The following is a 20,702-nucleotide window of genomic DNA, read 5'->3' as shown; positions in this document are numbered from 1 at the left end:
GCAACCGCTCGGGGTACGGGCCGTACCTACCGATCGGCAGGTATGGCTCGATGAACTTCCACTGGGCATTGGTAAGTTGCCTGCGAGTCACGACCACAGTCCTACCGGGTCCCACCCGCGAGGAGGACAGAACCCGGGAACTGATCACGACATCACACAGGCCCTAGTAGGGCTCGTGTGTTTGCGGCGCAGTATTCGCACGGTCCGGATTCAGCTCTCGTAGAGGGCGCGCATCGCGTCGTAGAACTCCTGGGGGCGGGCCGCCTCGCAGCCGACGCAGTGGTACCGGTGGAAGTCGGTGCGGGCGGGGTGGTCCTGTTGGGCGGAGCGGCCGACGCTGCGGAACTCGGGTTCCATCGGTCGCGAGCACAGCGGGCAGGGGTCTGCGTAGATCAGTTGCTTCAACATGCGGGGGACTGTGCACAGGTCGGTGGCTTACCGTCTCGGGCTGAGCAGACGGCCCGCCTGGCGGGCGCTGAGGTAAAGATCTGGTGATGGCCTCCCGCCCGGCGGGAAGCACCCCGGATCGCGCTTCTGTGCAGGTCAGAACCGGGGTTCCATGGGCCGATGATCAGCATGTCGCCAGTTCGCCCCGGGAACGGGGTGCGCTACCTGTTCCGTGGGCGTGATGGTCGGCGACGGCCACCGCTCCGCGGGCACGCCGCTGCTCGCCGCCCAGGACGAAGCCGGTGTCCCGCCCGGCGTGTGGAAGGGCCAGGGCCTGGCCGCGCTCGGCCTGACGGCCGGGGACGTGGTGAGCGAGCGGCAAGCCGAACTCCTCCTGGGGGAAGGCCGGCACCCCGACGCCGACCGGATCGAGCGCAGGCTCCTGGCGCAGGGCAAGAGCCCGGCGCAGGCCCGTCGGGCAACCGTGCTCGGCAGGCCCATCGAGCACAACCGCTCACCCAAGACCGACAAGGCCAAGGAGCGCACCCCCTGGCTCGCCTTCGACCTGACGTTCCGGCCCCCGCCGACAGCTCACCTCGCGTGGGCCCTGATGGACGACGAGCACCGCCAGGTGCTGGAGCTGTGCGACGACGTCGCCCGCGACAAGACGCTGGCGTGGATGGAGGAGTCGGTCGCGGAGATCCGCTCTAAGGCCGGCGGCAAGCAGCGCGCCCGAGTCAAGGACGGGCTGATCGTCGCGGTCTTCCGGCACTACGAGTCCAGGGCCACGGAATCGAGGCCGCTCCTTCACGCTCACGCGGTCGTGTCCGTCCGCGCCCGGCGGCCGCACGACGGGAAGTGGGGCAATCTGTCGGCGGACTCGCTGATGGCCCACATCGTCGCGGCCGACACCCTCTACACCCTGTACTTCATGGAGGAGGTGTCCGCCCGGCTCGGGTGGGCGTGGGAGCCGCGCGAGGTGACGCCCGGCCGCCGCCCGGTCATGGAGATCGCCGGGATCGACCGGCGGCTCATCGGCTGGCAGTCGACCCGCCGCCAGCAGATCGAGGACGCGCTGCCCGTCCTCACCGCCGAGTACGAGGAGCGGCAGGGGCACGCGCCGGGGGAGCGGGTCGCCTACGCGCTGGCCTGCCAGGCCGCCGACCAGACCCGCTCACCCAAGCGCAAGGAACTGCGCTCGCTCTCCCAGCTGCGCGCCGCCTGGCGGGACTCGGCGAGCCGGGCGTACGGAGCCGACGTCGTCGCCGGGCTGGCGGAGCGCGCCCGAGCAGCGGCCGCGGCGATATGGGCGCGGGTGCGCCCGGTCGTCGACATCGCGCTGGCGGCCGTCAACGTCGCCGCCGTGGTGTACGTGATGCGCGGCGGGTTCAAACGGCACCACCTCCTCGCCGAAGCCCGCCGTCACCTCTCCTACGTCTTGCGAGGCCGACCTCACCGGCCCGGCCTGGACGAGGAGATAGCCCAGGCGGCCATCGACAGCTACACCCGCCCCGCCAGCCGGCGGATGATGACCGCCGACCTGCGCGCTTTGTACCCGCACGACACCGAGGACCAGGCCGTGCTGCGCGCGCTGACCCGGAAGCGGTCCGCCGCCCCGTACGAGCGGGCCCGTCTCGCCGCCGGGGCGCTGACCGTCCGCGTCCACGCACTACGCCGCGCGGACCGCCTGAGCTCCCGGCCCCGGCCGCGCACCGTCGCGGTGCCGACCATTCCGAGCCCTCGTCCGAGCTTGCGCCCGGGGCGGAGGGCCGGCCGGGACCTGGAGCCGATGACGGACGTCGCCGCGGTGGAGCTGACCAGCAGGATGCTGGAGGCCGTCGCCGCCGAGATGGTCGCCCGGCTCCAGGTCGGGATCCGGGAGCGAGCCGCCGCCCGCCGCCCTGCACCACAGCCCGCCCCGGCGACGGCCCCGCCGCCGCGCCCCCAGCAGCCTGTCCAGCCCCCGCCGGGCCGGACACCACCCACCGGAGGAATCGCATGACCACCACGCCGCCCGCGGACCCGAGGATCGAAGCCGTCGCCGCCCGGCTGAAGGAGGACGCGCAGAAGCGCGCCGAGGCGTACCCGCCGCCGACGGACTGGCAGCCGATCTGGAAGCGACCCCGGAAGCCGAAGTCCATCAAGGCGAAGAAGGAGGAGATAACCAAGCAGCGCAAGCGCCTCAAGGCGGCCGGTGTCCGACGGTTCTACGGCGCCCAGTCGCGCCGGCCCCGGCCCCGGCAGAACCGCATCGGCAGCGCCGCCGCCCGCCGCGACGCCCGCGCCCTGTCCCGGATGCGGCACTCGAACGCCTGGCTGTGGTGACGACGCCGGGCACCGTCCACCGAGTGGACCGCCCGATGCTGACACTGAGTGGAGCCCATCGAGTGGAATCCACTCAGTGGCCTCCACTCAGTGGGCGCCCCCACTCAGTGGCCTCCACCGGGGGAGTCCACTGCGGTGCGCATCGATTGACGGTGGACTCCACTCTCGGACGCACCACGATGGCCCGCACCGCACCGGATGCGCACCATCCGCACTCTCGCCCGCACCTGGTGCGCCGCACCTGCACTCCCGCCCAGCACGAGCCACCCCCTTGTCCAGGTTCGGCCGACCCCTTGACCGGGGTCGGCTCCATCCCTTGACCAGGTTGTCCACCGGCACGTTTCTCCTTGACACAGCAGGTTGTAGCCGCCGATCAGGGCCTGGTCAAGGGGGTGTGTGATAGGGCACCGCCAACGCGGAGGCGCACCTGGTGCGGTGCACGGTGGTGCGCATCATGGCCCGGTGCGGTGCGGTGCGGTGCGGTGCGGTGCGGTGCGGTGCGGTGCGGTGCGCACCACCGCCGTCCCGGTGCGGACTACACCATGGAGAGGCGCACCAGGTGGGCACCGTCCGGTGCGGGGTGGGCATCGAGGGCCTGGCTCACTCCCACCGCCTCCAGCTGGCGCAGGACCTCGGCGACGTCCTCGTGGTCGTCGGTGAGGAACTGCACGACGAAGTCGATGACGGCGCAGGCGAGGCCCTGCGCCGCGTCCGGCCCGGCCTGCGCCCAGGTGCGCAGGGTGGTCACCAGGACCTGCCCGAGAGCCTCCAGGGCGAACATCTCCGTGGTCGGCTCGCCGGATTCCGGGCCGGGCAGGGCGGTGACGGGGACGACGATCCGCTCGACGACGTCGACGAGCAGCTCGGTCATCCGCGGCTCGGCGCCGGCGAACTCGCGGGCTGCTTCGACGTCCCCGGCCTGGACGGCGCGGAGGTAGCTGAACGCGCTGATCGCCGCGTGCGGGGACATCGGGGCGAGCGGCAGGGCTGTGGTCTCGGGCATGACTGCTCCTCACGTACGGGCCAGCGCGGATCGCGCCGGCCCCAGGACCCGAGACTCGAGGAGCGGCCCTGTGGACAGAGTCCGCGCACCCACGGTGACCACCCGCCCCCTTGTCCAGGTTCGGACGGCAGCGCGTTTCCCCTTGACCTGGTCCGCCAGGAGCGACAAACCGCCCATCCTGAGAGGGGAGAAATCTCCGTCCCGGCACGCTGAGCAACGGCCGGGGAAAAGCCGCTGCCGGACCCGGCACGTCGCTGGGAGACTCCGCAGATGACCACGCAGCGCCTCCCGTTCCCGGTGCCCGACGAACGCGCCCACTACTTCGTCGGCCAGTACGCCGACATGCACGACCTCGTGGAGGACCTGGTCGTCCCCGACGGCGTCCCCGAGGCCGCGGCGATCGTCCTGCGCACGGCCCGGGAGCTGCTGCGCCAGTCGTACTACTGCTACGAGTTCTCCACCGTGGCGGTCATGCACTCCCTGATCGCGGTGGAGATCGTGCCGCGCGACCACATCCCGGGCGCGGGCAAGAAGCCGCTGCAGAAGCTCATCAAGCCGGGCGCCGAGACCGGCATCCTGACCGCCCGCCAGGCGGAGTACCTCGACTATGGTCGGCAGATCCGCAACGGGATGGCGCACGGGCAGACCACCCACGCGGTGATGCCGCCGGCCATGGCTGTGCCGATGGTGACGACGTCGTTCGCGATCGTCTCCGAGCTCTGCGCGGCGCCCGCCGGGTGATCACGGCTCGGTAACGGTGAACGGTGGATCGTCACACCCTCGACTTCCGCGACACCTCTAGCAAGTGACGGGGGATTCCATCCGGACCCCCGCGCCACCTGCGTGAGGAGCCCGACCATGACGTACGCCAGCAGCGCCCGGCAGCAGCCCGAGCCGGAGCCGCACCGGACCTGGTCAAGGGGTGCCGAGCACCCTGGAGACGGCCCGGATTCCAGTGCCGCGTCCAGTGCCGTGAACATTCCAACGTCGTGCCCATCACCGCAGCTCACACCGCCCGCAAGGGGTCTGCCCGGCACGCTGACACCTCTCTCCCTACCCCTGAGACAGCAGCGAAGGGGAAGCAGTCCACTCCCACGGCCGGGAAAGTACGGGCCGATGCGCTGCGGATGCTGGGGTGCGTGCGGATAGCCACGGTCCGGCAGATGGCCCAGGTGATCACGGGGGAGGGGTCAGACGGCCGGTCGTATGTGCGCAGGGCCATGGCGGAACTGGCGAAGCTGGGGCTGGCGGAGACGAACGGAAAGGACGGCAAGCACCAGATCTGGAACCTCACCCCGGCCGGGCAGAAGGCTCTGGCCGACGGAAACGAACTACCGGCACGCCCGAAGGCCGGCACCTGAGCGAAGGCCGTCCGAGCCGGGTTCGGCCCGCACGCCGTTGCGGTGACCGACACGATCCTCGCCTACACCGAAACCGTCCTCGGCGGGCGCCGGGAGTACCTGACCGACTGGCAGGTGGAGGTCAACCACGCCATCAAAGAGACCGGCCTGTCCTTCAACGCCGACGCCGTCCTCGCCGTGCCGACCAAGACCAGCGAGGTCCGCCTCTTCGAACTCGACAACGGAACCATGTCCCGAGCCCACCTCGCGAAGGAGGTCTGGGACTACGAGCGATACGCCGGACACCGCGTCTGGGAAGGCGCCCGCGGCACCATCGGCAGCACGTACCCGTTCTGGCAGCGCCACCGCTACACCCGCTCCACCACCTTCCCGCGGCTGCACGTCGTCCTGGCGGGCAAGGCCGAACACCTCCTCGACAACCGCCTCCAGGCGCTCACCGCCGCCGTCCGGGGCATCACCATCGCGGTGTGGGCCAACACCCTGCCCCGTCTCCAGCGCGGCGAGCCCTGGTACGAGATCGGCGTCGACGACCCGCACCGGCGCCGCTCCCGCTACCCCGAAGCGGTCGGCCGTTGACTGGTGCTGGGCAAGCCCGAGGGGGGCCTGGGCAAGCCCCCAGTGCACCGGCTTGCCCACCCCGGCCGGGGCTCGTCGGCAGGGCGGCATCGGGCACGGCCACCGGCGGCCTTCACGGCCAGGGCGCGGTGACCGATGACGCGTGACCGATGACCGGTCACCGGCCGTTCGGGAGTTGCAGGGACCGGTCACGGCGCTGACGTGCTCTTTGACCGATCGCGGGATCCGGATCGGTCACGCCCGGCCCGCTGACCGGTCACGTTCCCCTGCTGGGCAAGCCGAAGTGGATTCCTTGGGGGGCGCACTGCAGGCGCTCCTTCGGTACCCACGTGGGGGCCCGACATCCGGCAGGGCGGCGAACATGCAGGTGAACCTGTCCACCTCCAGGACCCGCACCGTGCCGGGTTCCTCGTGGTCGGAGGCTCGCAGAAGCTCAACAGAGTGTCTTTAGCCACCGACACTCGCATCCGTCGGGCCAGGCGGGCCCCGGCCAGGCTGGCCAGAGCCTCTGAGACAGGGCGCCAGCAGCTCGCGAAGGACCGGAGCGTGTCGGGCGTGAAGGCTGGTCAGTCCCGAAATCTGTTAGACCCCCTGCGCCAAGACCGGCAGATTACACAGGCTGGCTTCCGCCTTCCAGCTCAGCCAACAAGCGAGCAGCATCCCTCTCTTCGAGAACACCGAGTCTCCGGTAGACCGTCAAGGCTTCCCGGAGTTCGACCAGGGCCGCCTCCCGGTTCCCCGCCTTGGCGTGACAGCGGGCAATACCTTCCAGAGCCTGCGCCCCCTCCAGGGGTAGCGAGAGCGCTCTCGCGATCTTCAGTGCCTCCTTATACACGCTCATGGCCGCAGCAGGGCCTCGTGCCTCCGTGAATACTCGTCCCAGCTCATTGAGAACCTCCGCCTCACCGTTGCGGTGGCCGATTTCGCGGTGGAGGGTGAGGGCCTGTTCCTGGTGGGTGGTGGCGTTGTCGTGGTCGCCCCGCAGCCGCCACAGGATCCCGAGTTCGTTGAGGGCAGCGGCTTCTCCGAGGCGGTGGCCGATTTCGCGGTGGAGGGTGAGGGCCTGTTCCTGGTGGGTGGTGGCGTTGTCGTGGTCGCCCCGCAGCCGCCACACGGTCCCCAGGTTCTTGAGGGTGTTGGCCTCTCCGAGGCGGTGGCCGATTTCGCGGTGGAGGGTGAGGGCCTGTTCCTGGTGGGTGGTGGCGTTGTAGTAGTCGCCCCGCAGCCGCCACAGGATCCCGAGTTCGTTGAGGGTGTTGGCTTCTCCGAGGCGGTTTCCGATTTCGCGGTAGAGGGTGAGGGCCTGTTCCAGGTGGGTGTTCGCGACTTCGTAGTCACCCCGCAGCCGCCACACGATCCCCAGGATGTAGAAGGCATTGGCTTCTCCATAGCGGTGGCCAACATCGCGGTGGAGGGTTAGGCCCTGTTCCAGGTGGGCGGTGGCGACTTCGTAGTCGCCGCGTAGCCGCCACAGGATCCCGAGATCGTTGAGAGTGATCGCTTCTCCATAGCGGTTGCCGACTTCGCGGTGAAGGGTGAGGGCGTGTTTCAGGTGGGTGGTGGCGTTGTCGTAGTCGCCGCGTAGCCGCCACAGGATCCCGAGATCGTTGAGAGTGTTGGCTTCTCCGAGGGGGTTGCCGATTTCGCGGTAGAGGGCGAGAGCCTGTTCCTGGTGGGTGGTGGCGTTGTAGTAGTCGCCGCGTAGCCGCCACACGGTCCCGAGTTCGTTGAGGGCAGCGGCTTCTCCGAGAGAGTTGCCGATTTCGCGGTGGAGCGTGAGGGCCTGTTCCTGGTGGGTGGTGGCGTTGTAGTAGTCGCCGCGTAGCCGCCACAGGACCCCGACGTCGTTGAGAGTGTTGGCTTCTCCGAGGGGGTTGCCGATTTCGCGGTAGAGGGCGAGAGCCTGTTCCAGGTGGGTGTAGGCGACTTCGTAGTCGCCGCGTAGCCGCCACACGACCCCCAGCCCGTTGAGGGCATTGGCCTGGTCGAGGGGGTGGGTGTGTTGGTTTGCCGTGGTGGCGGCTTCACGGTGGAGAGCGGCAGCTTGGCCCCAGGGCCCGTCCTGGCGGAGAAGGGCGGTGACGCCTACTGAGAGGGCGATGGTCCGGTTGCGCTGGCGAGTGGTCTTGACGTGGGTGATGGCGGCGATGAGGTTGGCGCGTTCGGTCCTGAGCCAAGCCATGCCGTCTGCCTGGGTAGCGAGTGTCGGGGCGGCCTGTGGGGCTGGAGTCGTGAGGGTCGGGGTCTGGGGACGGGTGTAGCTGGAGGTAAGGGTGTCCGCGTGGAGGCTGGTGTGTTGGTAGTAGTCGAGGATCCGCTGTTCGGCGTCGTGCCGGCCAGGGTCTGAGGAGGCTTTGGTTCGGGCGTAGGTGTGGATGAGGTCGTGGAGGCGGTAGCGGCCGGGGGCGGGTTCGTCGATCAGGTGATCGGTGTAGAGGGCGCGTAGTTCTCGGCGGGCTTGGTTAAGGGGAATGTCGTCCAGGGCGGCAGCAGCGTAGGCGTCGATGTCGTTGCCGGGATGGATGCCCAGGCGGGTGAAGAGGCGTTGGCGTTGGGGTGGGAGGTCTTGGTAGGAGAGGTCGAAGGCGGCGGTGACGGCCCGGTTCCCGGCCTCGAGTTCCCCGAGCCGGTCTTGGGCGGCAGCGAATTCGGCTGCGAATTGGGTGATGGTCCAGGTGGGGTGGTGGGCGAGCCGGCCCGCGAGGAGCGCGATCGCGAGCGGCAGGTACCCGCATAGCCGCACCGTTTCCTCCACGGCCTCGTCCTCGCCCTGGGCAGGAGTACGGCCCGCGAGGCGGGTGAAGAGGAGGGCGGCTTGGTCGGGCGGGAGGGTGTCGAGGGGCATGGGGTCGGCTCCGTCGAGGGCGATGAGGCGGCGTCGGCTGGTGACCAGCACGAGGCATCCGGGGCTGGCGGGGAGGAGGGGCTCGATCTGGTCGGTGTCGGAGGCGTCGTCGAGGACGAGGAGGAGCTTCTTCGTGGCGGCGTGGTCGCGCCACATTGCTGCCCGCTCGTCCAGGCCCGCCGGAATGGCCTGGGGCGCGATCCCACGGCTGGCCAGCAGCACCGCGAGCGCATCGGAGGGGTCGGAGGGGTTTCGGCCCAGGGAGTGGGCGTGGAGGCGGATGAAGTGCTGCCCGTCGGGAAAGCGGGGCGCGAGCAGATGCGCGGCCCTCGTTGCGAGAGCGGTCTTTCCGATGCCGGGCATGCCATCCACGGTGTGGATCACCACCACCTCACCCAGCCTCCCCGTCCGGGTCAGGCGTTCGAGTTCGTCCTCGCGACCGGTGAACCCGGTGACGTCCCGCGGCAGCGTTCCCGCCACCGATACCGGTGCCGGTGCGTGCTGTACCACCTGCTCGGCATGCTCGACGGTCACATGGGTCACTATGTGCTGGGTGCCCCCGTCACCTAACTGCACACCCTTGGCACCTCGTAGATCCGCCACTCATCCCCCTCGGAAGCGAAAGATCCCGCAGCCACGTTCCGGCGGTCGCGGGACGGGTACATGCTGCTGGCGCCCGGACCGGCCGGTTCACGCTTGCACGCGGCCGGCTGGCAGACGCTGATCATGCTCCTTCGGCTGCCTATCCTCCGGCGTGCCGACCGGGCTGTTTGCGTGGTACGGCCGCCGGGTTGGCGGGGCGGACAGGCTAGTAGATGTGCTGGGTGCTGTGGTCGCCGAACTGAACACCGGTGGCGCCCCGGAGGTCGATGTCCCGCACGGTACGCCCGCCCCTGTCTTCGGCCGGGGCTAGCTCGGAGAGCAGGGACCTGAGTTCATCGGCCGCGGCCGGGTCTTGGAGCAGCAGGCGTCGCAGCCGGATCCGCCATTGGGCTTCGATGTCGGCCGTGAGCGCGTCGTCACCATTCGCGTGAGCCGCGGCGAGTTCCGTCCGGGAGGCTTCCAGTTCCCCGGCCACCACGGCCTGGACTCCACCGTCACCGTCGTCACCGCCGCCCGGGGTGGTGCTCCGGGTTAGGAAACGGGAAACACGGTCGCGGACCCCGGACCAGGCGTCCGTGACCATCAGCCCGACCAGCGCCGTCGCCCCCGAGGTCGCCAGACCCACCAGCTCCGCCTCCACGCCACCCACCTCTTCGATCCCCGCACCGCTGACCGTCCTGGCCCAAGGTAGACCTGCCGGGCACGGTATCGACAGCCCTGGACAAGTCCTTCGTCGGGCCATGGGCAAGGGCACATCGGGCCCTGCTCTCCGTGCGTGCGAGACTCGCGCGGCCTTCCGCCGGCGAATCTTCGCGTGGAGCCAGGCGGGCCCTCCGGCCGATTCCCTGCACCAGTCAGCGAACCTTCCACCGGCGACCTACCGGTAGGTGTCGTGGCAGAGCTGGCTGATTGCCGGACTCGTGACCCGTCCCCAGCTCCGTCGTGGAGGCAGTGCTCGCCGCGCCAGCGGCCGCGCGTGGCGGCGGCAGGCGGGGCAAAAGATCGGCAGCCCTCTCGGCGGGCTGCCGATCAAGCTAAGGTCCGGGCACCCCGTGCCGATAGGGCGTGTGCGGGTGAGGCCCGGGGCTCAGAGCGCTCTGGGGGCAGCAGTACCTCCGGGCCGCCCCACCCCCGCCAGCCCTGTTGCCGCTTCGCAGATGCCCGCCCTGACCCGGCTGCGGTTGGTCATGGCACAGGGAATGGTGGAGGGCCTCCCGTTCAGGATGCGAGCCTCGGTCGCGGTGACGCACGCCCGGTGCGCCCTGTGCGGGGTACCCGACGAACAGGGCGGGGCGGGATTATGGAGCGGTCGTACCAGGCCTTCGGCCCTGCGGGTCGGGAGCCCGCCGGGCCGGAAGGGCCGGCGCGGGTACGGCCTCAGGAACGGTGCTGATCGCAGGCGCGGCCGCAGAGCCAGCACGGGGATTGGCGGCGACGGCCTGGACCGGCACGGTGCCCGCCCAAGCCCTGGTCGAGGTAGGCAGCCAGGTTCTCGTCCGGCTTCGACACGAAAAACGGGACCGGCCGTGACCGGTCGGCATAGAAGCGGTCCCAGAAGCCCTTACCGTCGCCCGTCGCCAAGCGGCCAGCCTCGGATTCAGATGCGAAGAGCCCGTCCACGAGCGCGAGAACGTCCTCGACGGTGCGTACGGTCCGGTCCATCCGGCCCCCCTTTCGACCGATGCCGATCATAGGATCGAGGACGATAAAAGGCCAGGTCAGGTGGTATATGGCGGCGGCTGGAACGGGCTGCTGTGGGCCTCGGAGGGCGCTGGCGAGCAACCCACTCCAGACCCCCGACTCCGCGTCCGCCCAGTGAGTCGTCACGGGCCGGAACGGGCCGTCCTCGGCTGCCACGAGGAGACCATTTCGACGAGCTTTCCAGCGGTACTACAGGGCGAACGTTGTCTGATGCGGCACTGGGCAAGCCCTCGCCGCGGGGGCTTGCCCAGGTTCCGGACCCGCAGGGCGGGATGCCTTCCAAGGTTGTGGCGGCACCGTCTGGGACGCGGAGGCCCGGGGCCGGCCGACGCCTCCTCGCCGGTCGTACACCGGAGCCATGAGACGCAACAAGCAGAACAACCCCGGGCCCGTTCCCAGCGATGCGGGGGACATGTGGCACGCCCTCGCCGCTCTCCGCCAGACCCACTCCGAACCCGTCGGGCGCCTCGTCCCCTTCGAGCGCGCCGACGCGCTGCTCTCCCTCACCCGGCCCGGCGACGTCGCCTTCACCGCGCGAGTGGAGCTGTCCGGCGGGGAGACGATGGGCCACGTCCACGATCTGATCACCGCGGTCACCCGCGGCATCACCTACGAACTGGGCGCCGCCGCGCCGGGCACCGCGCTGGAGATCCTGCTCGGCAAGCGCCACCAGCTCGCCCTCCACACCGACCACGTGGACGGCCTCACCCACCTCCTGCGCGACGCCGTCACCACCATCGACGCGCACAGCACGCCCGCGGCGGACTGTGCTCCCACTGCCATGGCACCGGGCGTGCTCACCCCCTGTGGGCGCCGGCGGCCGGGCAAGCCTGAGCACCTGGGCAAGCCCGAGGCGACCCTGGGCAAGCCCTCCGCGAGGAGGCTTGCCCAGGGGCCGTGGCCTATGGGGCTTCCCGCCCCGGGCGCAGGACGTCGGCGTAGATCCGGGCCCGGACACCGGGCTCGCCAGTCCCGTCGTACCGGGCTGATGCCGGAGGTTGCCCAGCGTTCTTCCAGCGCGGTCATGACGGCCCGGACGGTGTCCTCATCCCCGCCGGTGATGTCCAGGACCACCAGGCCGGGCTCCGCGATGTGCTGCTCGTCGATCGGCTTCATGTCCGCTGCGACGGCGCGGGACCGGAGGCGGTTCGCCAGCTGCTTCGGTTCCACCCGCACGAGGGATTCGAAGCCTGGTTCCGGACGCGGGCATCGCTCGGCAGAATGCTGTCGGGGCGCCCGTCGCAGCCCTGGTGGCGCTGCGGTGCGGTGTGCCGGGTGTCGCCTGGCCTTTGTGGGAGCCGTGGGTTGGGCAAGCCCGAGGGGACCCTGGGCAAGCCCGGCCGCATGATGGGCTTGCCCAGGGCCTGGGGCCCCGGGCGGGTCAGCGTCGGTGGCGCCAGTGCTGGTGGACCTTGAGGACTTCGTAACTCCATGCGGTGTCCGGGCGGGTGCCGACCGGGGCCGCCCAGCCGCGTTGTTCGGCGACGGCCGGGAACCGGGGGTGCATCTGGCGGTCTCCGACGGTGACGAGCGCGGACAGGAGTGGTTCTCCCTTCCGCCCGTCTTCGTCGACGAGCCACAGAAGTACGCACTGGTCGTCGGCGTGCAGGCGGGGCAGGCCAGGCAGGCGTTTGTGGATCTGGGGCCAGGTGACGGTGGCGCCGGCCCGGGCGGTCTGCTCCAGCAGCGGCCGCAACTCGGTCGCGATCTCCCACAACTGTCCGGTCTCCAGGAGCGCCGGCTCTTGCCTGCGCGGCGTGCGGGCCTTCACGACCGGTGTCCCGACCGGCGACGGGGCCGGGGCCGGGGCCGGAATCGGGGTCGGCACCGATACCGGGACGGGTGGTACGGAGGAACGCCGGGGTGCAGGAGACGAAGACGGCTTCCGGCGTGGAGACCGGACGACGGGTTCACCGGCCCGTGCGGCGTCCGGCAGTACGCGGGGCGCGGCAGATAGTGGCCGGGCCTGTGACGGTACGGACGGTGGGGGAGCCGCGGCGGCCTGGCGGCGTTCTTCCTCCTGCCACCGGCGCGAGCCCAGAATCTCCTTGAGGTCTTTCAGCTGGGCCCGCTGCTCGCGGGTCTCGCTCGGCGGAGCTCCGGCGGCCTGCTGCCACGCGAGGGCGTACAGGTCGGCGGCAACCGCGACCGCGTACCGGTCGATGGCCCGCTGCAGTTCGGTCAGCGTGTGGTTCAGCGTGCGGCGGATCGTAGCGATCTCCATCGCGGTCCTGGGGGCCCGGCCCGTGGTCCGGCGACGGAAATCCGTCTGCCAGGCCGCACCACCGCTGAGCCGTACCCGGTTGTTCCCCAAACCCGTACTCCCCCCGAGCAGCACAACAGATCCCCAAACGGTCGGACAGCCCGCCCCCCAGGCGCAAGAGACCGGCCAGCCAAGCGACGGCTGCCCTCCGCCGGATTGCTGCCGGGGGCTTGCCCAGCCCGGCTTGGCCGTATGCCACACGAGAGGCATGGGGTTGCACCGGAGGTTGCGTGCACAGGGGGCTGCAGGGGTGCACTAGGTGGGGGACCGCAGGTGTGACCAGGAGTGGGACCCCCCGGCTCTGATGATCTCGCATTCGTGCAGGTCAGAGACCATGGGCAAGCCCCCCTCGGAAAACGACACCTCTTACCCACGCGATAGCCGAGGGGAAGAGGTTCGTCCATCAAGGCCGGGCCGCAGAGCTCAGGCCAGCTGCGCCCGGAGCCTGGCAACAGGAGAGAGCCGACCCTTGCCGACCGCGTGCAACTGCGCCCATTCGACATCGTGGTGTGCCCCAGACAGGTTGTCGACGTGGTCAGCAGCGAAGCGGGGGCGTCGACGGCGTCGGCCTTGCGAAACCGGCGCGGCGTACGCCGGCCGGCTGCGGCCTGCTCCAACCCGAGCGGGCCTCACGGTCCAGTAGCTCGGCCCAGGCCCGCGGGTGGCGACCTGGTCGGGGTTGAGGGCGCTGTAATGGCGGTGGCCGCCAAGGTCGGTCAGGAAGCCGAGCGCATCCTTTCGGGCTAATCAGCTCCGGTAGGGCACACCGACTGGTTCTGTCCCTGGCAGCATCCGGGCCGAACTTGTCGACCGGTAGAAGGCACGGCGTGAAGCAGACACTCAACGAACGGCAGCTGGCGGTGTTGGAGTGGGTCGGAAAGGGCTGCCCCGAAGGGGCCGCCCCCACCTACAAGGCCAGCTGTCAGGCTCTGCAGAACCGTGGGCTGGTCAAGGTATCCAGGCGCGGTGGGGTGTGGACTGCGGTGCTGACTGACGCTGGGAGCCATTACTTGGCCCATGGCACTTACCCTGCACCGAAAGCCCCGACGCGAGCGCTTCCCATCCCCCGGCTGCCCAAGGTCACCGCGCCATCTTCGCCACCCGGTGTTCCGCAGCAGCCGCGTAAGACGTACACCGACCAGCTCCTGGAGGAGCTGGAGGCAGCCGGCAACAGGATTCTGAAGTCGGGCCCTGACGCCGATGCCTGGTGGAGCCGTGCCGCCTCGGCGAGTAGATCCGGACGGATCCCGAAGACCAAGGAGCTACACTGGCAGCGGCTCCGTGAGGGCGTCGAGATCAAGCTCGTGGACATTCCCGAGTGGCGCCTGGCCGTCCTGGAACCGGTGGCCGTACCGGCACGGCTGACCCGCCCGCATGCTGTCGTCCAGGCGATGCAGAAGGCGAAACAACCGCTCGGACTGACGCGCCCGGTCCAGCAACGCGCTCTACGGATCGTGCACGCGCTCCTCACCGCCGTCGAACGCAACGGCCATACCTGCGCCGCCGGCACCGTGGGCGCGGGGCCGCAGCACAGCCGACGTCTTCCGCACGATCCGCACTTCACGATCAAAGCCCAAGGGCAGACGGTCGAGTTCCGAGTGGTCCAGGAAAAGGGCCGAAGCGAGCACATTGCGACGGACAAGGAACTAGAGGAAGCCAAGAAGTCCTCCTGGGTCAGGATCCCCCGGTACGACTACACACCCTCCGAACGGCTGCGCATCGACCTCAGCGGCGGCCAGTGGCACCATGGCTCCCAGTGGGTCGACAGCTCCGAGTGCCTCTTGGAAGAGCAGCTCGCAGAGATCGTCCATGAGATCGGGCTGCGCGGTGAGGCGGCCAAGCGTAAGCGCCTGGCCGATCTTGAGCAGGCGCGACAGAAGCACTTGCGCTGGGAAGCCGCGATGGCCGAGGCCCGCGACCAGTACGCCGAGGACTACCGCGTACGACGGCTGGAATCGCAGGAGGCTGCTTGGCGCCGCGCGACGCGCCTGGGCGACTATCTGGAGGCCGCCCGTGCGCACGTGGAGACGATTCGACCTGGACCGGAACGAACGGCCGCTGAAGAGTGGATGCGGTGGGCGACGGAACACGTGGCCCGTGCCCATCCGATGTTTCAGCAGCTTCGGCTCCCGGAAATCCCCGAACCCCGCGCCGACGATCTGAAGCCGTTCCTCCGCGGCTGGAGCCCGTACGGCGCCTACTGACGCGGATCGACGTCTTGAGAGTGCGGGAGTGCCTGCGGTCCCCAGAAGCTCCGTGGCCGGTGCGGGTCACATCGCCATCCGGCGGCGTAGAAGCGGGCGGGTTGGCCACATGTCGGGTTGCCGGTTTCGCAGGAACCCCGGTGAAGGGGAGAAGCCGTCAGCGCTTGAGGAGCAGCAGGCGCAATCGGTTCGTCCAGCTCCTGGTGGTCAAGGGTCAGCTCCGTCCGGGGTGCCGGGATCAGCTGGTCGATCGTGATGGCGAGCTCCACGCTGGCGATGCCGCGCGGCTTGAGAGGGGCGCTGGGTTTCCAGGTGTCTTCGCCGAACCGGCAGGTCGTGTCCGCTTCCCTGCCCGAGTACTGGATCTCGTCGTCCAGCATGTCGGATTCCGCGAGGTGAGGGCTGTCAACGCTGCGGTAGTCCGCCCACTTGTTCCGGTCCTTGAAGGGAACCCACAGGTGGCTGCCCGCACGTGAGTCCTTGCGGGAGGGCACGAAAAGCGGTGCGATGTGACCGATGGCCGCGCCGATCAGGGTGCGGCCAACAGTGACGCTGGCGACATCGCCGTCGAAGCTGGTCCATCCGGAAGCTTCATCGTCCATGCGGCGGGGAGTGTCCCACTGGAGGTGCACTTTGCCGCACCCTGTTTTGACCTTGCCGTCCGGGCAGGGACGCTGGGCTGCGGCGACGCAGTGCCACTCGGCGAGGACGCGGTATCCGCCGACCAGGGCTAGGTCGGCGGCGTTGCTTATCTCCCGCCAGGTGACCTGGTTGGTCAGCATCCAGTTGGACCGGTCGAGCAGGTGGAACGTGTCGTCGTGCGTGATCCAGTTCGGGCTGAGCCCGGCCTCGGCGTGGGCCTTGGAACGGCGCAGCACACTGCCAGCGCTGGCGTTGTAATACTGCGCCTCGCAGCCCAGATCCAGGCCGCCGGCACCGAGGATGGTCACGTCGGGCCGCGAAGTCCGCAGCTTGGTGGACTTCTCCACACGCACCTCAAGGCCGGCCGCCTGTGCGGTACGGGCCAGGAAATCCTTCATGGCCTTGTGCCGGTCACTCTCCTCCGCCGTCATCTCATGAACGGTGGGAAGATGCGCCGCGCGCAGCCGAAGAGCGCCATCGGGACCGCGGTGCTTGCGCACGTACATGAAGGGGCTCTTCACCCCGCTGAGCTCCGCCTTGCAGCGCTGCCCCTTGCTGCTCTCCACACAGACGAGCAGCTTTCGGTCCCGCTCGGCCACCGGTAGGAGGAGCTCCGTGATTACGTCGGCCGCGCTGATGCCTGCGCCCGCGAGGCCGAGGTCGTCCTTGTCGAGTTCGAGAATCTCGCCCAATCCGGAATGCCAAACGCCATTCGCCACAGATGTCCCCCACCCGGTAGCAATGCGAAGAAGGCCGCGTTTCCACGGTACGACGCATCACTGACAGCTGGACAGAGGCAGGCACGCGCGTGCGGCTCCCGGTGACCGAGGGCAAGAGCGGTGACTCGAGGTGGCTGGCATTCGCCCGGCGCTACGGCTTCGACCCCCGCCGCCCGGTGCAGTGGGAGGTGGAGGCGTTGGAGCCGGACGAACTCCAGCGCCTGGTCCTCGCCGCCGTCGACCCGTACGTGGACCGCGACGTGCTCGCGCAGCAGAGCACCCGCGAGGAACAGCAGCGCCGCGCACCTCACCGCAGCCGGCCCGGAACACCCGTGGACCGGGGTGGAGTTCTCCTCGGCGTGGGGCAGCCGCGAGGCCCTCGACGCCGACCTTGTTCGCCCCGACCTCGTCGCGGAGATCAGCGCCGACGTCGCGATCGACCGCGGGGGCGTGTACCGGCACTCGCTGCGCTACATGCGCCTGCGCTTGGACGCGAGTGTTGAGGACGTGCCTCGGTTCGGTGGAGGAACGGCCACAGCGGCACGCTGAGCGGAGGACTGCCCTCCGAAATTCATGGGCCTTGACCCCTCTCGCGTCTCTAGGCTCACTCTGTGCGGGCGGCGCCCAGGTGCGCCCGCGGATCCGATCTGGGAGGGCCTGCTGTGATGCCGATCTACCTGTCGCCCGAAGTCCCCGGCTGGTCACCCCGGACGGAGGCGGACCTGCAGTCCGCCATCGACGGCGGCCTCCTGGAAGAGAGCCACCGCCTGGACCTCAAGCAGGCCCTACACGCGACGAAGGGCGACAACAAGGAGCTCGCCCGGGACATAGCCTCCTTCGCCGTCGACGGAGGGACGCTGATCATCGGAATCGGTGAAGACAAAGAGAACCGCACCTTCTTCCTCATCCCGCAACCGCTCAAGGGACTGGGCGAGAGAGTCGAACAGGTCGCGCGTAGCTTGCCCGACCCGCCGCTCGCCGTCGTCACGACCGACATCCCCACAGCATCCGACGAGGAACAGGGCTACCTCGTCGTCCACATCCCCGCCAGCCCAGCCGGGCCCCACATGGTCGACGGCCGCTACCACGGCCGCGGCGACAAGACGAAGCATGTCCTCTCCGACGCCGACGTCGTACGTCTCCATGAACGGCGCCGCTCCGCCGACACGGACGCCCTGGACCTTCTGCAGCAGCAGATCGAAGCGGACCCACTCGCGGGGGTCGGAGAGCAATCCCACCTGTTCCTCGTAGCCCAGCCCCTCGCCGCCTGCCGCGACATGTTGCTGAAGTTCACCAGCGACCCGCAGTGGGGCCAGCGCCTGAACGAGCTCATCGCCCAGGCCCACACCCGGACGATCAACGAAGCCCTCCACCCGCACCAGGTAGCCCCCGCCCTCTCCGGAGACGCGAGCAACGGCCACCGGCGCACGCGAGGCGTAGCCAAGGCATCGCCAAACATCGGCCCCGGCCGCGAATACACACCCAGCGGCGGCTGGGGGGACGAGAACGCCATCGAGCTCCACGTCCGTGAAGACGGCGGACTGCGCCTCTACAGCAGCCGACTGTCGGACGCGACCAAGGAGAGCGAGCAGCAGATCATCGCGGCGGCCGCAGTGGTCAAGACCCGCCGCCTGCTCGCACTAATCGAAGCCGCCGCGAAGGAGGGCGGATACTTCGGCAACTGGGCCGTCGCCGTGGGGGCCACCCGCCTCAAGGGACGCCGGGCCCACGTCGACGGCGGTTCCGACTTCGGATTCGGCCCAACCGCCCGCTACGACGAAGACACCTACACCGAGACCACCACCATCACGTGGGCTGAACTGACCGCCACCCCCGGCGCAATCACCCTCCGACTGACCGGGCCGCTGCTGCGCGCCCTCGGCGTCGAGCAGCACTTCCAGAAGGCACTGAGCGACCCCGCACAGGACCAGACGGAGTAGGCAGCTGATCACGGTGCTGAAGCAGCAGTGACAGCACGAGGCCCCGGGCGCGGCAGTCCGGGGTCTCGTGCCGTGTCGTCTCCGGCCTTGCTCAACAATGGCCGGCTCACCACCTACTCCGCTCAGTCAGCGCTGTTGGATCCACCAAATGAGCCATCCCATGGCGCTCGCGCCCAGGGTGCCAGCCGCGCCACGGACGATGCCGTGGCCGGCCGAGCGGGCGAGGGAGCGCAGGCGACGGCGGAGGCCGGCGTCCAGGATCTGACGCAGCCGGACCCGGATTCGGCGCCAGGAGCGGCGCTTCCGGATTTTGTGCTGGTGGTGCCGGGTCGACGCCGGCTGGAAGGTGCCCGTAGGCTCGATGTCGGTACTGATGGTTCCTCCCCGGTGGAGTGGGCTGTTGGTTTCTTCACATAGGCGGCTCCCTGCTAGGAACAGGGGGCCGTCGCCCTTTGCGGGCTTCGACCTGCGCCGCGTCCGACCCTGGCGGGCCGGAAGTCGTAGAGCCGCAGACATCAAGGCGTCCCGGCGGTGGTCACTGCTGTGCCACGGCCCCCGAGAGCACAGGGACACGGGAGCCGAGCCGCAGGGCGGTGAGGGCGATACCCTCAAGGGTCCAAGCGGCCTGCGCCGCATCGAGCTCCTGCTTGTTGATGTTCAGGTCGAACGGCGCGGCGAGGGTCCAGCGCACACGGCTGCTCTGGCCGAACACGGACGCGCCGTCCTGGTACTGCTCGCACAGGAACTCGCGCAGCAGCCCCTTCGCCTTCAGCTCCTCAATGCCGCGCCCGGCCGTGGACGGGGAGACGCCGTACCAAAGCGCGTACTCCCTGGCCTTGTGCAGGACGAAGGACCGGCTGCGCTGGCTCATGAGGATGAACAGCATCGCCTTTGCCGGCATGTCCAAGGACCGGTAGTAGCCCTGCTCCCAGTACTCGAAGGGCACCTTGAAGTAGATGTCCTTGCGGGAGCCCTCCGCGTTGCCCGACGGCCGTGTGTACGGGTTCCCAGAGCCGTCCTCGAGCAGCTTCGTGATGTGGGTCATCCGGCCGTCCGGAGCCGTGGCGATCAGCTTCAGGTCCCGGAGCTTGGCCAGGTGTCGGGAGACCGCAGCACTCGCCGATCCGTCGGTGGCGAACGAGATCCCCGTCGCACGCCCCCAGGTCTCGGAGCGACGGGTCACGCCCCACTCGGCGCGCGCGGCGACGCAGTGGATCAGCAGCAGAAGATCCAGCCGCCCGGGACTGCGCAGCAGCTTCGGGAACGGGCCGGGGCGGGTGACCAGGCGGGGACCGGGGTCGGCATCCTGGATGAAGGCGCGCCGGATAGGGACGGCACGGCTGGAGCGCTTGGACTCGCTCAGCAGCATCCGTATCGTGTCGTCCTGGCTCACGGGCTTGTCCCGCTGAAGCACGGTCAGTTCGGTGTTCACGCGGACCACTATGCGCCCCGGTACGCATGCGGCGGGTGCTGGTTTCGGGCTCCAGGGGCCGACTGGTTCTCCGCTCAGCTCGAACTATCGGAAACCATGTGAACACTGATGACCCCGGTAGGAATCATCTGGACGGTGAAAATCGCACGTGGAACGACCATTGGTGCCGCGAAGTGATTTCTCTTCAGATGATGATCATTAACATCCTGGACGCTGACTCATGAAAGATTCAATTCGTGACTTCGTGCCAGAAGGAGTTGACGCGCAAAAGGGACGAACCGTTCAGGATGAGTACCGATCGCCTCGATGAGGTCTACCAGCCGGGAACGAGCCCCGGCCGTATGTCGCTCCGGAACCCATGTCCCGGAGCCCGGGCTGCGTCCTCCCGCCCAACGATGAGGTGGCGGTTCACGCCCAGTCCGCCCCCACCTTCGCGAGGGCGGCGAGTTGGTCGGCGGTGAGCTTGTCGCGCAAGGGGTGGCTGCCGCCGGACTATGGACTGCGAGAGCTTCGCCACCTGCGCTCATAGTCAGCGGATGCGGTCTGCTGTCACTGTCCTGGAGCGCCTTTCCCCCTGGTGACGTGGCCGACGTGGCCGTGATGGGGTGTCGCTGAGGGGGAGGGTGGTTGCGGTATGAGCAGCTTGCTGAGCTGGGGTGTTGCAGGTTGGGTGAGAACGGCTTTCGCGGGGTCGGCTGCTG

14 protein-coding genes and 2 pseudogenes are annotated in these 20,702 nt (G+C 69.4%); 7 read left to right on the top strand and 9 right to left on the bottom strand.

What is annotated here, in order from left to right:
- Window positions 1–210 precede the first annotated feature (210 nt).
- Window positions 211–408 (bottom strand): hypothetical protein, encoded by a 198-nt coding sequence (locus tag ACZ4VL_RS37385; protein ID WP_468209464.1) that lies wholly within the window; start codon window positions 406–408, stop codon window positions 211–213.
- 220 nt (window positions 409–628) lie between these two features.
- Between ACZ4VL_RS37385 and mobF the strand changes: the two genes are divergently transcribed.
- Together mobF and ACZ4VL_RS37375 are read left to right on the top strand one after the other, a co-directional pair.
- Window positions 629–2,389 (top strand): MobF family relaxase, encoded by a 1,761-nt coding sequence (gene mobF, locus ACZ4VL_RS37380; RefSeq protein WP_468209462.1) that lies wholly within the window; start codon window positions 629–631, stop codon window positions 2,387–2,389.
- Entirely contained in the window at window positions 2,386–2,712 is a 327-nt protein-coding gene (locus ACZ4VL_RS37375; RefSeq protein WP_468209460.1) for a hypothetical protein, read from the top strand. Before mobF ends, ACZ4VL_RS37375 begins: the two co-directional genes overlap by 4 nt.
- A 535-nt stretch (window positions 2,713–3,247) precedes the next feature.
- On the opposite strand, the gene ACZ4VL_RS37370 is transcribed toward ACZ4VL_RS37375, so the two are convergent.
- A complete protein-coding gene (locus tag ACZ4VL_RS37370; protein ID WP_468209457.1) occupies window positions 3,248–3,715 on the bottom strand; it encodes a hypothetical protein in 468 nt (155 codons plus the stop codon).
- A 270-nt stretch (window positions 3,716–3,985) separates the two neighbouring features.
- Between ACZ4VL_RS37370 and ACZ4VL_RS37365 the strand changes: the two genes are divergently transcribed.
- Together ACZ4VL_RS37365 and ACZ4VL_RS37360 are read left to right on the top strand one after the other, a co-directional pair.
- Entirely contained in the window at window positions 3,986–4,456 is a 471-nt protein-coding gene (locus tag ACZ4VL_RS37365; protein ID WP_468209454.1) for a hypothetical protein, read from the top strand.
- 386 nt (window positions 4,457–4,842) lie between these two features.
- Window positions 4,843–5,652 (top strand): annotated as a pseudogene (locus tag ACZ4VL_RS37360) (replication-relaxation family protein).
- Between the two features lie 610 nt (window positions 5,653–6,262).
- Here the strand turns inward: ACZ4VL_RS37360 and ACZ4VL_RS37355 are convergent.
- The 5 genes and pseudogenes from ACZ4VL_RS37355 to ACZ4VL_RS37335 all read right to left on the bottom strand — a co-directional run bounded on the left by ACZ4VL_RS37355 (window position 6,263) and on the right by ACZ4VL_RS37335 (window position 13,025).
- Window positions 6,263–9,031, bottom strand: coding sequence for a tetratricopeptide repeat protein (locus ACZ4VL_RS37355; RefSeq protein WP_468209451.1), 2,769 nt, complete (start codon window positions 9,029–9,031; stop codon window positions 6,263–6,265).
- Between the two features lie 274 nt (window positions 9,032–9,305).
- Window positions 9,306–9,740: a hypothetical protein gene (locus ACZ4VL_RS37350; RefSeq protein ID WP_468209448.1), complete on the bottom strand. Its 435-nt coding sequence runs from the start codon at window positions 9,738–9,740 to the stop codon at window positions 9,306–9,308.
- A gap of 776 nt (window positions 9,741–10,516) precedes the next feature.
- Window positions 10,517–10,762 (bottom strand): annotated as a pseudogene (locus ACZ4VL_RS37345) (SAM-dependent methyltransferase); the annotation flags it as partial.
- A 648-nt stretch (window positions 10,763–11,410) separates the two neighbouring features.
- Window positions 11,411–11,917: a DUF6207 family protein gene (locus ACZ4VL_RS37340; RefSeq protein ID WP_468209445.1), complete on the bottom strand. Its 507-nt coding sequence runs from the start codon at window positions 11,915–11,917 to the stop codon at window positions 11,411–11,413.
- Window positions 11,918–12,182: 265 nt separating this feature from the next.
- Window positions 12,183–13,025 (bottom strand): hypothetical protein, encoded by an 843-nt coding sequence (locus tag ACZ4VL_RS37335; RefSeq protein WP_468209442.1) that lies wholly within the window; start codon window positions 13,023–13,025, stop codon window positions 12,183–12,185.
- Window positions 13,026–13,891: 866 nt separating this feature from the next.
- Between ACZ4VL_RS37335 and ACZ4VL_RS37330 the strand changes: the two genes are divergently transcribed.
- Complete coding sequence (locus ACZ4VL_RS37330; RefSeq protein WP_468209440.1) at window positions 13,892–15,268, top strand: hypothetical protein; 1,377 nt, start codon at window positions 13,892–13,894, stop codon at window positions 15,266–15,268.
- Here the strand turns inward: ACZ4VL_RS37330 and ACZ4VL_RS37325 are convergent.
- Entirely contained in the window at window positions 15,262–16,602 is a 1,341-nt protein-coding gene (locus ACZ4VL_RS37325; RefSeq protein WP_468209437.1) for a competence protein CoiA family protein, read from the bottom strand. The two genes, ACZ4VL_RS37330 and ACZ4VL_RS37325, sit on opposite strands and share 7 nt — an antisense overlap.
- A 369-nt stretch (window positions 16,603–16,971) precedes the next feature.
- Between ACZ4VL_RS37325 and ACZ4VL_RS37320 the strand changes: the two genes are divergently transcribed.
- The gene (locus ACZ4VL_RS37320) at window positions 16,972–17,178 is read left to right on the top strand and encodes a hypothetical protein (RefSeq protein ID WP_468209434.1); all 207 of its coding nucleotides are present in this window, start codon (window positions 16,972–16,974) and stop codon (window positions 17,176–17,178) included.
- Between the two features lie 116 nt (window positions 17,179–17,294).
- Complete coding sequence (locus ACZ4VL_RS37315; protein ID WP_468209432.1) at window positions 17,295–18,569, top strand: AlbA family DNA-binding domain-containing protein; 1,275 nt, start codon at window positions 17,295–17,297, stop codon at window positions 18,567–18,569.
- A 535-nt stretch (window positions 18,570–19,104) separates the two neighbouring features.
- Here ACZ4VL_RS37315 and ACZ4VL_RS37310 read toward each other — a convergent pair.
- Entirely contained in the window at window positions 19,105–20,001 is an 897-nt protein-coding gene (locus ACZ4VL_RS37310; RefSeq protein WP_468209429.1) for a hypothetical protein, read from the bottom strand.
- Window positions 20,002–20,702 lie beyond the last annotated feature (701 nt).

It is taken from the genome of Streptomyces sp. NPDC029014, assembly GCF_055564695.1.
Note: the sequence above shows the minus strand (reverse complement) of the source record. Positions and strands in the feature narration are given on the sequence as shown.

Coding starts and splice junctions, on each gene's coding strand:
- ACZ4VL_RS37385 (WP_468209464.1), bottom strand. CDS start 408: ATGTTGAAGCAACTGATCTACGCAGACCCCTGCCCGCTGTGCTCGCGA.
- mobF (WP_468209462.1), top strand. CDS start 629: ATGGTCGGCGACGGCCACCGCTCCGCGGGCACGCCGCTGCTCGCCGCC.
- ACZ4VL_RS37375 (WP_468209460.1), top strand. CDS start 2,386: ATGACCACCACGCCGCCCGCGGACCCGAGGATCGAAGCCGTCGCCGCC.
- ACZ4VL_RS37370 (WP_468209457.1), bottom strand. CDS start 3,715: ATGCCCGAGACCACAGCCCTGCCGCTCGCCCCGATGTCCCCGCACGCG.
- ACZ4VL_RS37365 (WP_468209454.1), top strand. CDS start 3,986: ATGACCACGCAGCGCCTCCCGTTCCCGGTGCCCGACGAACGCGCCCAC.
- ACZ4VL_RS37340 (WP_468209445.1), bottom strand. CDS start 11,917: ATGAAGCCGATCGACGAGCAGCACATCGCGGAGCCCGGCCTGGTGGTC.
- ACZ4VL_RS37335 (WP_468209442.1), bottom strand. CDS start 13,025: ATGGAGATCGCTACGATCCGCCGCACGCTGAACCACACGCTGACCGAA.
- ACZ4VL_RS37315 (WP_468209432.1), top strand. CDS start 17,295: ATGCCGATCTACCTGTCGCCCGAAGTCCCCGGCTGGTCACCCCGGACG.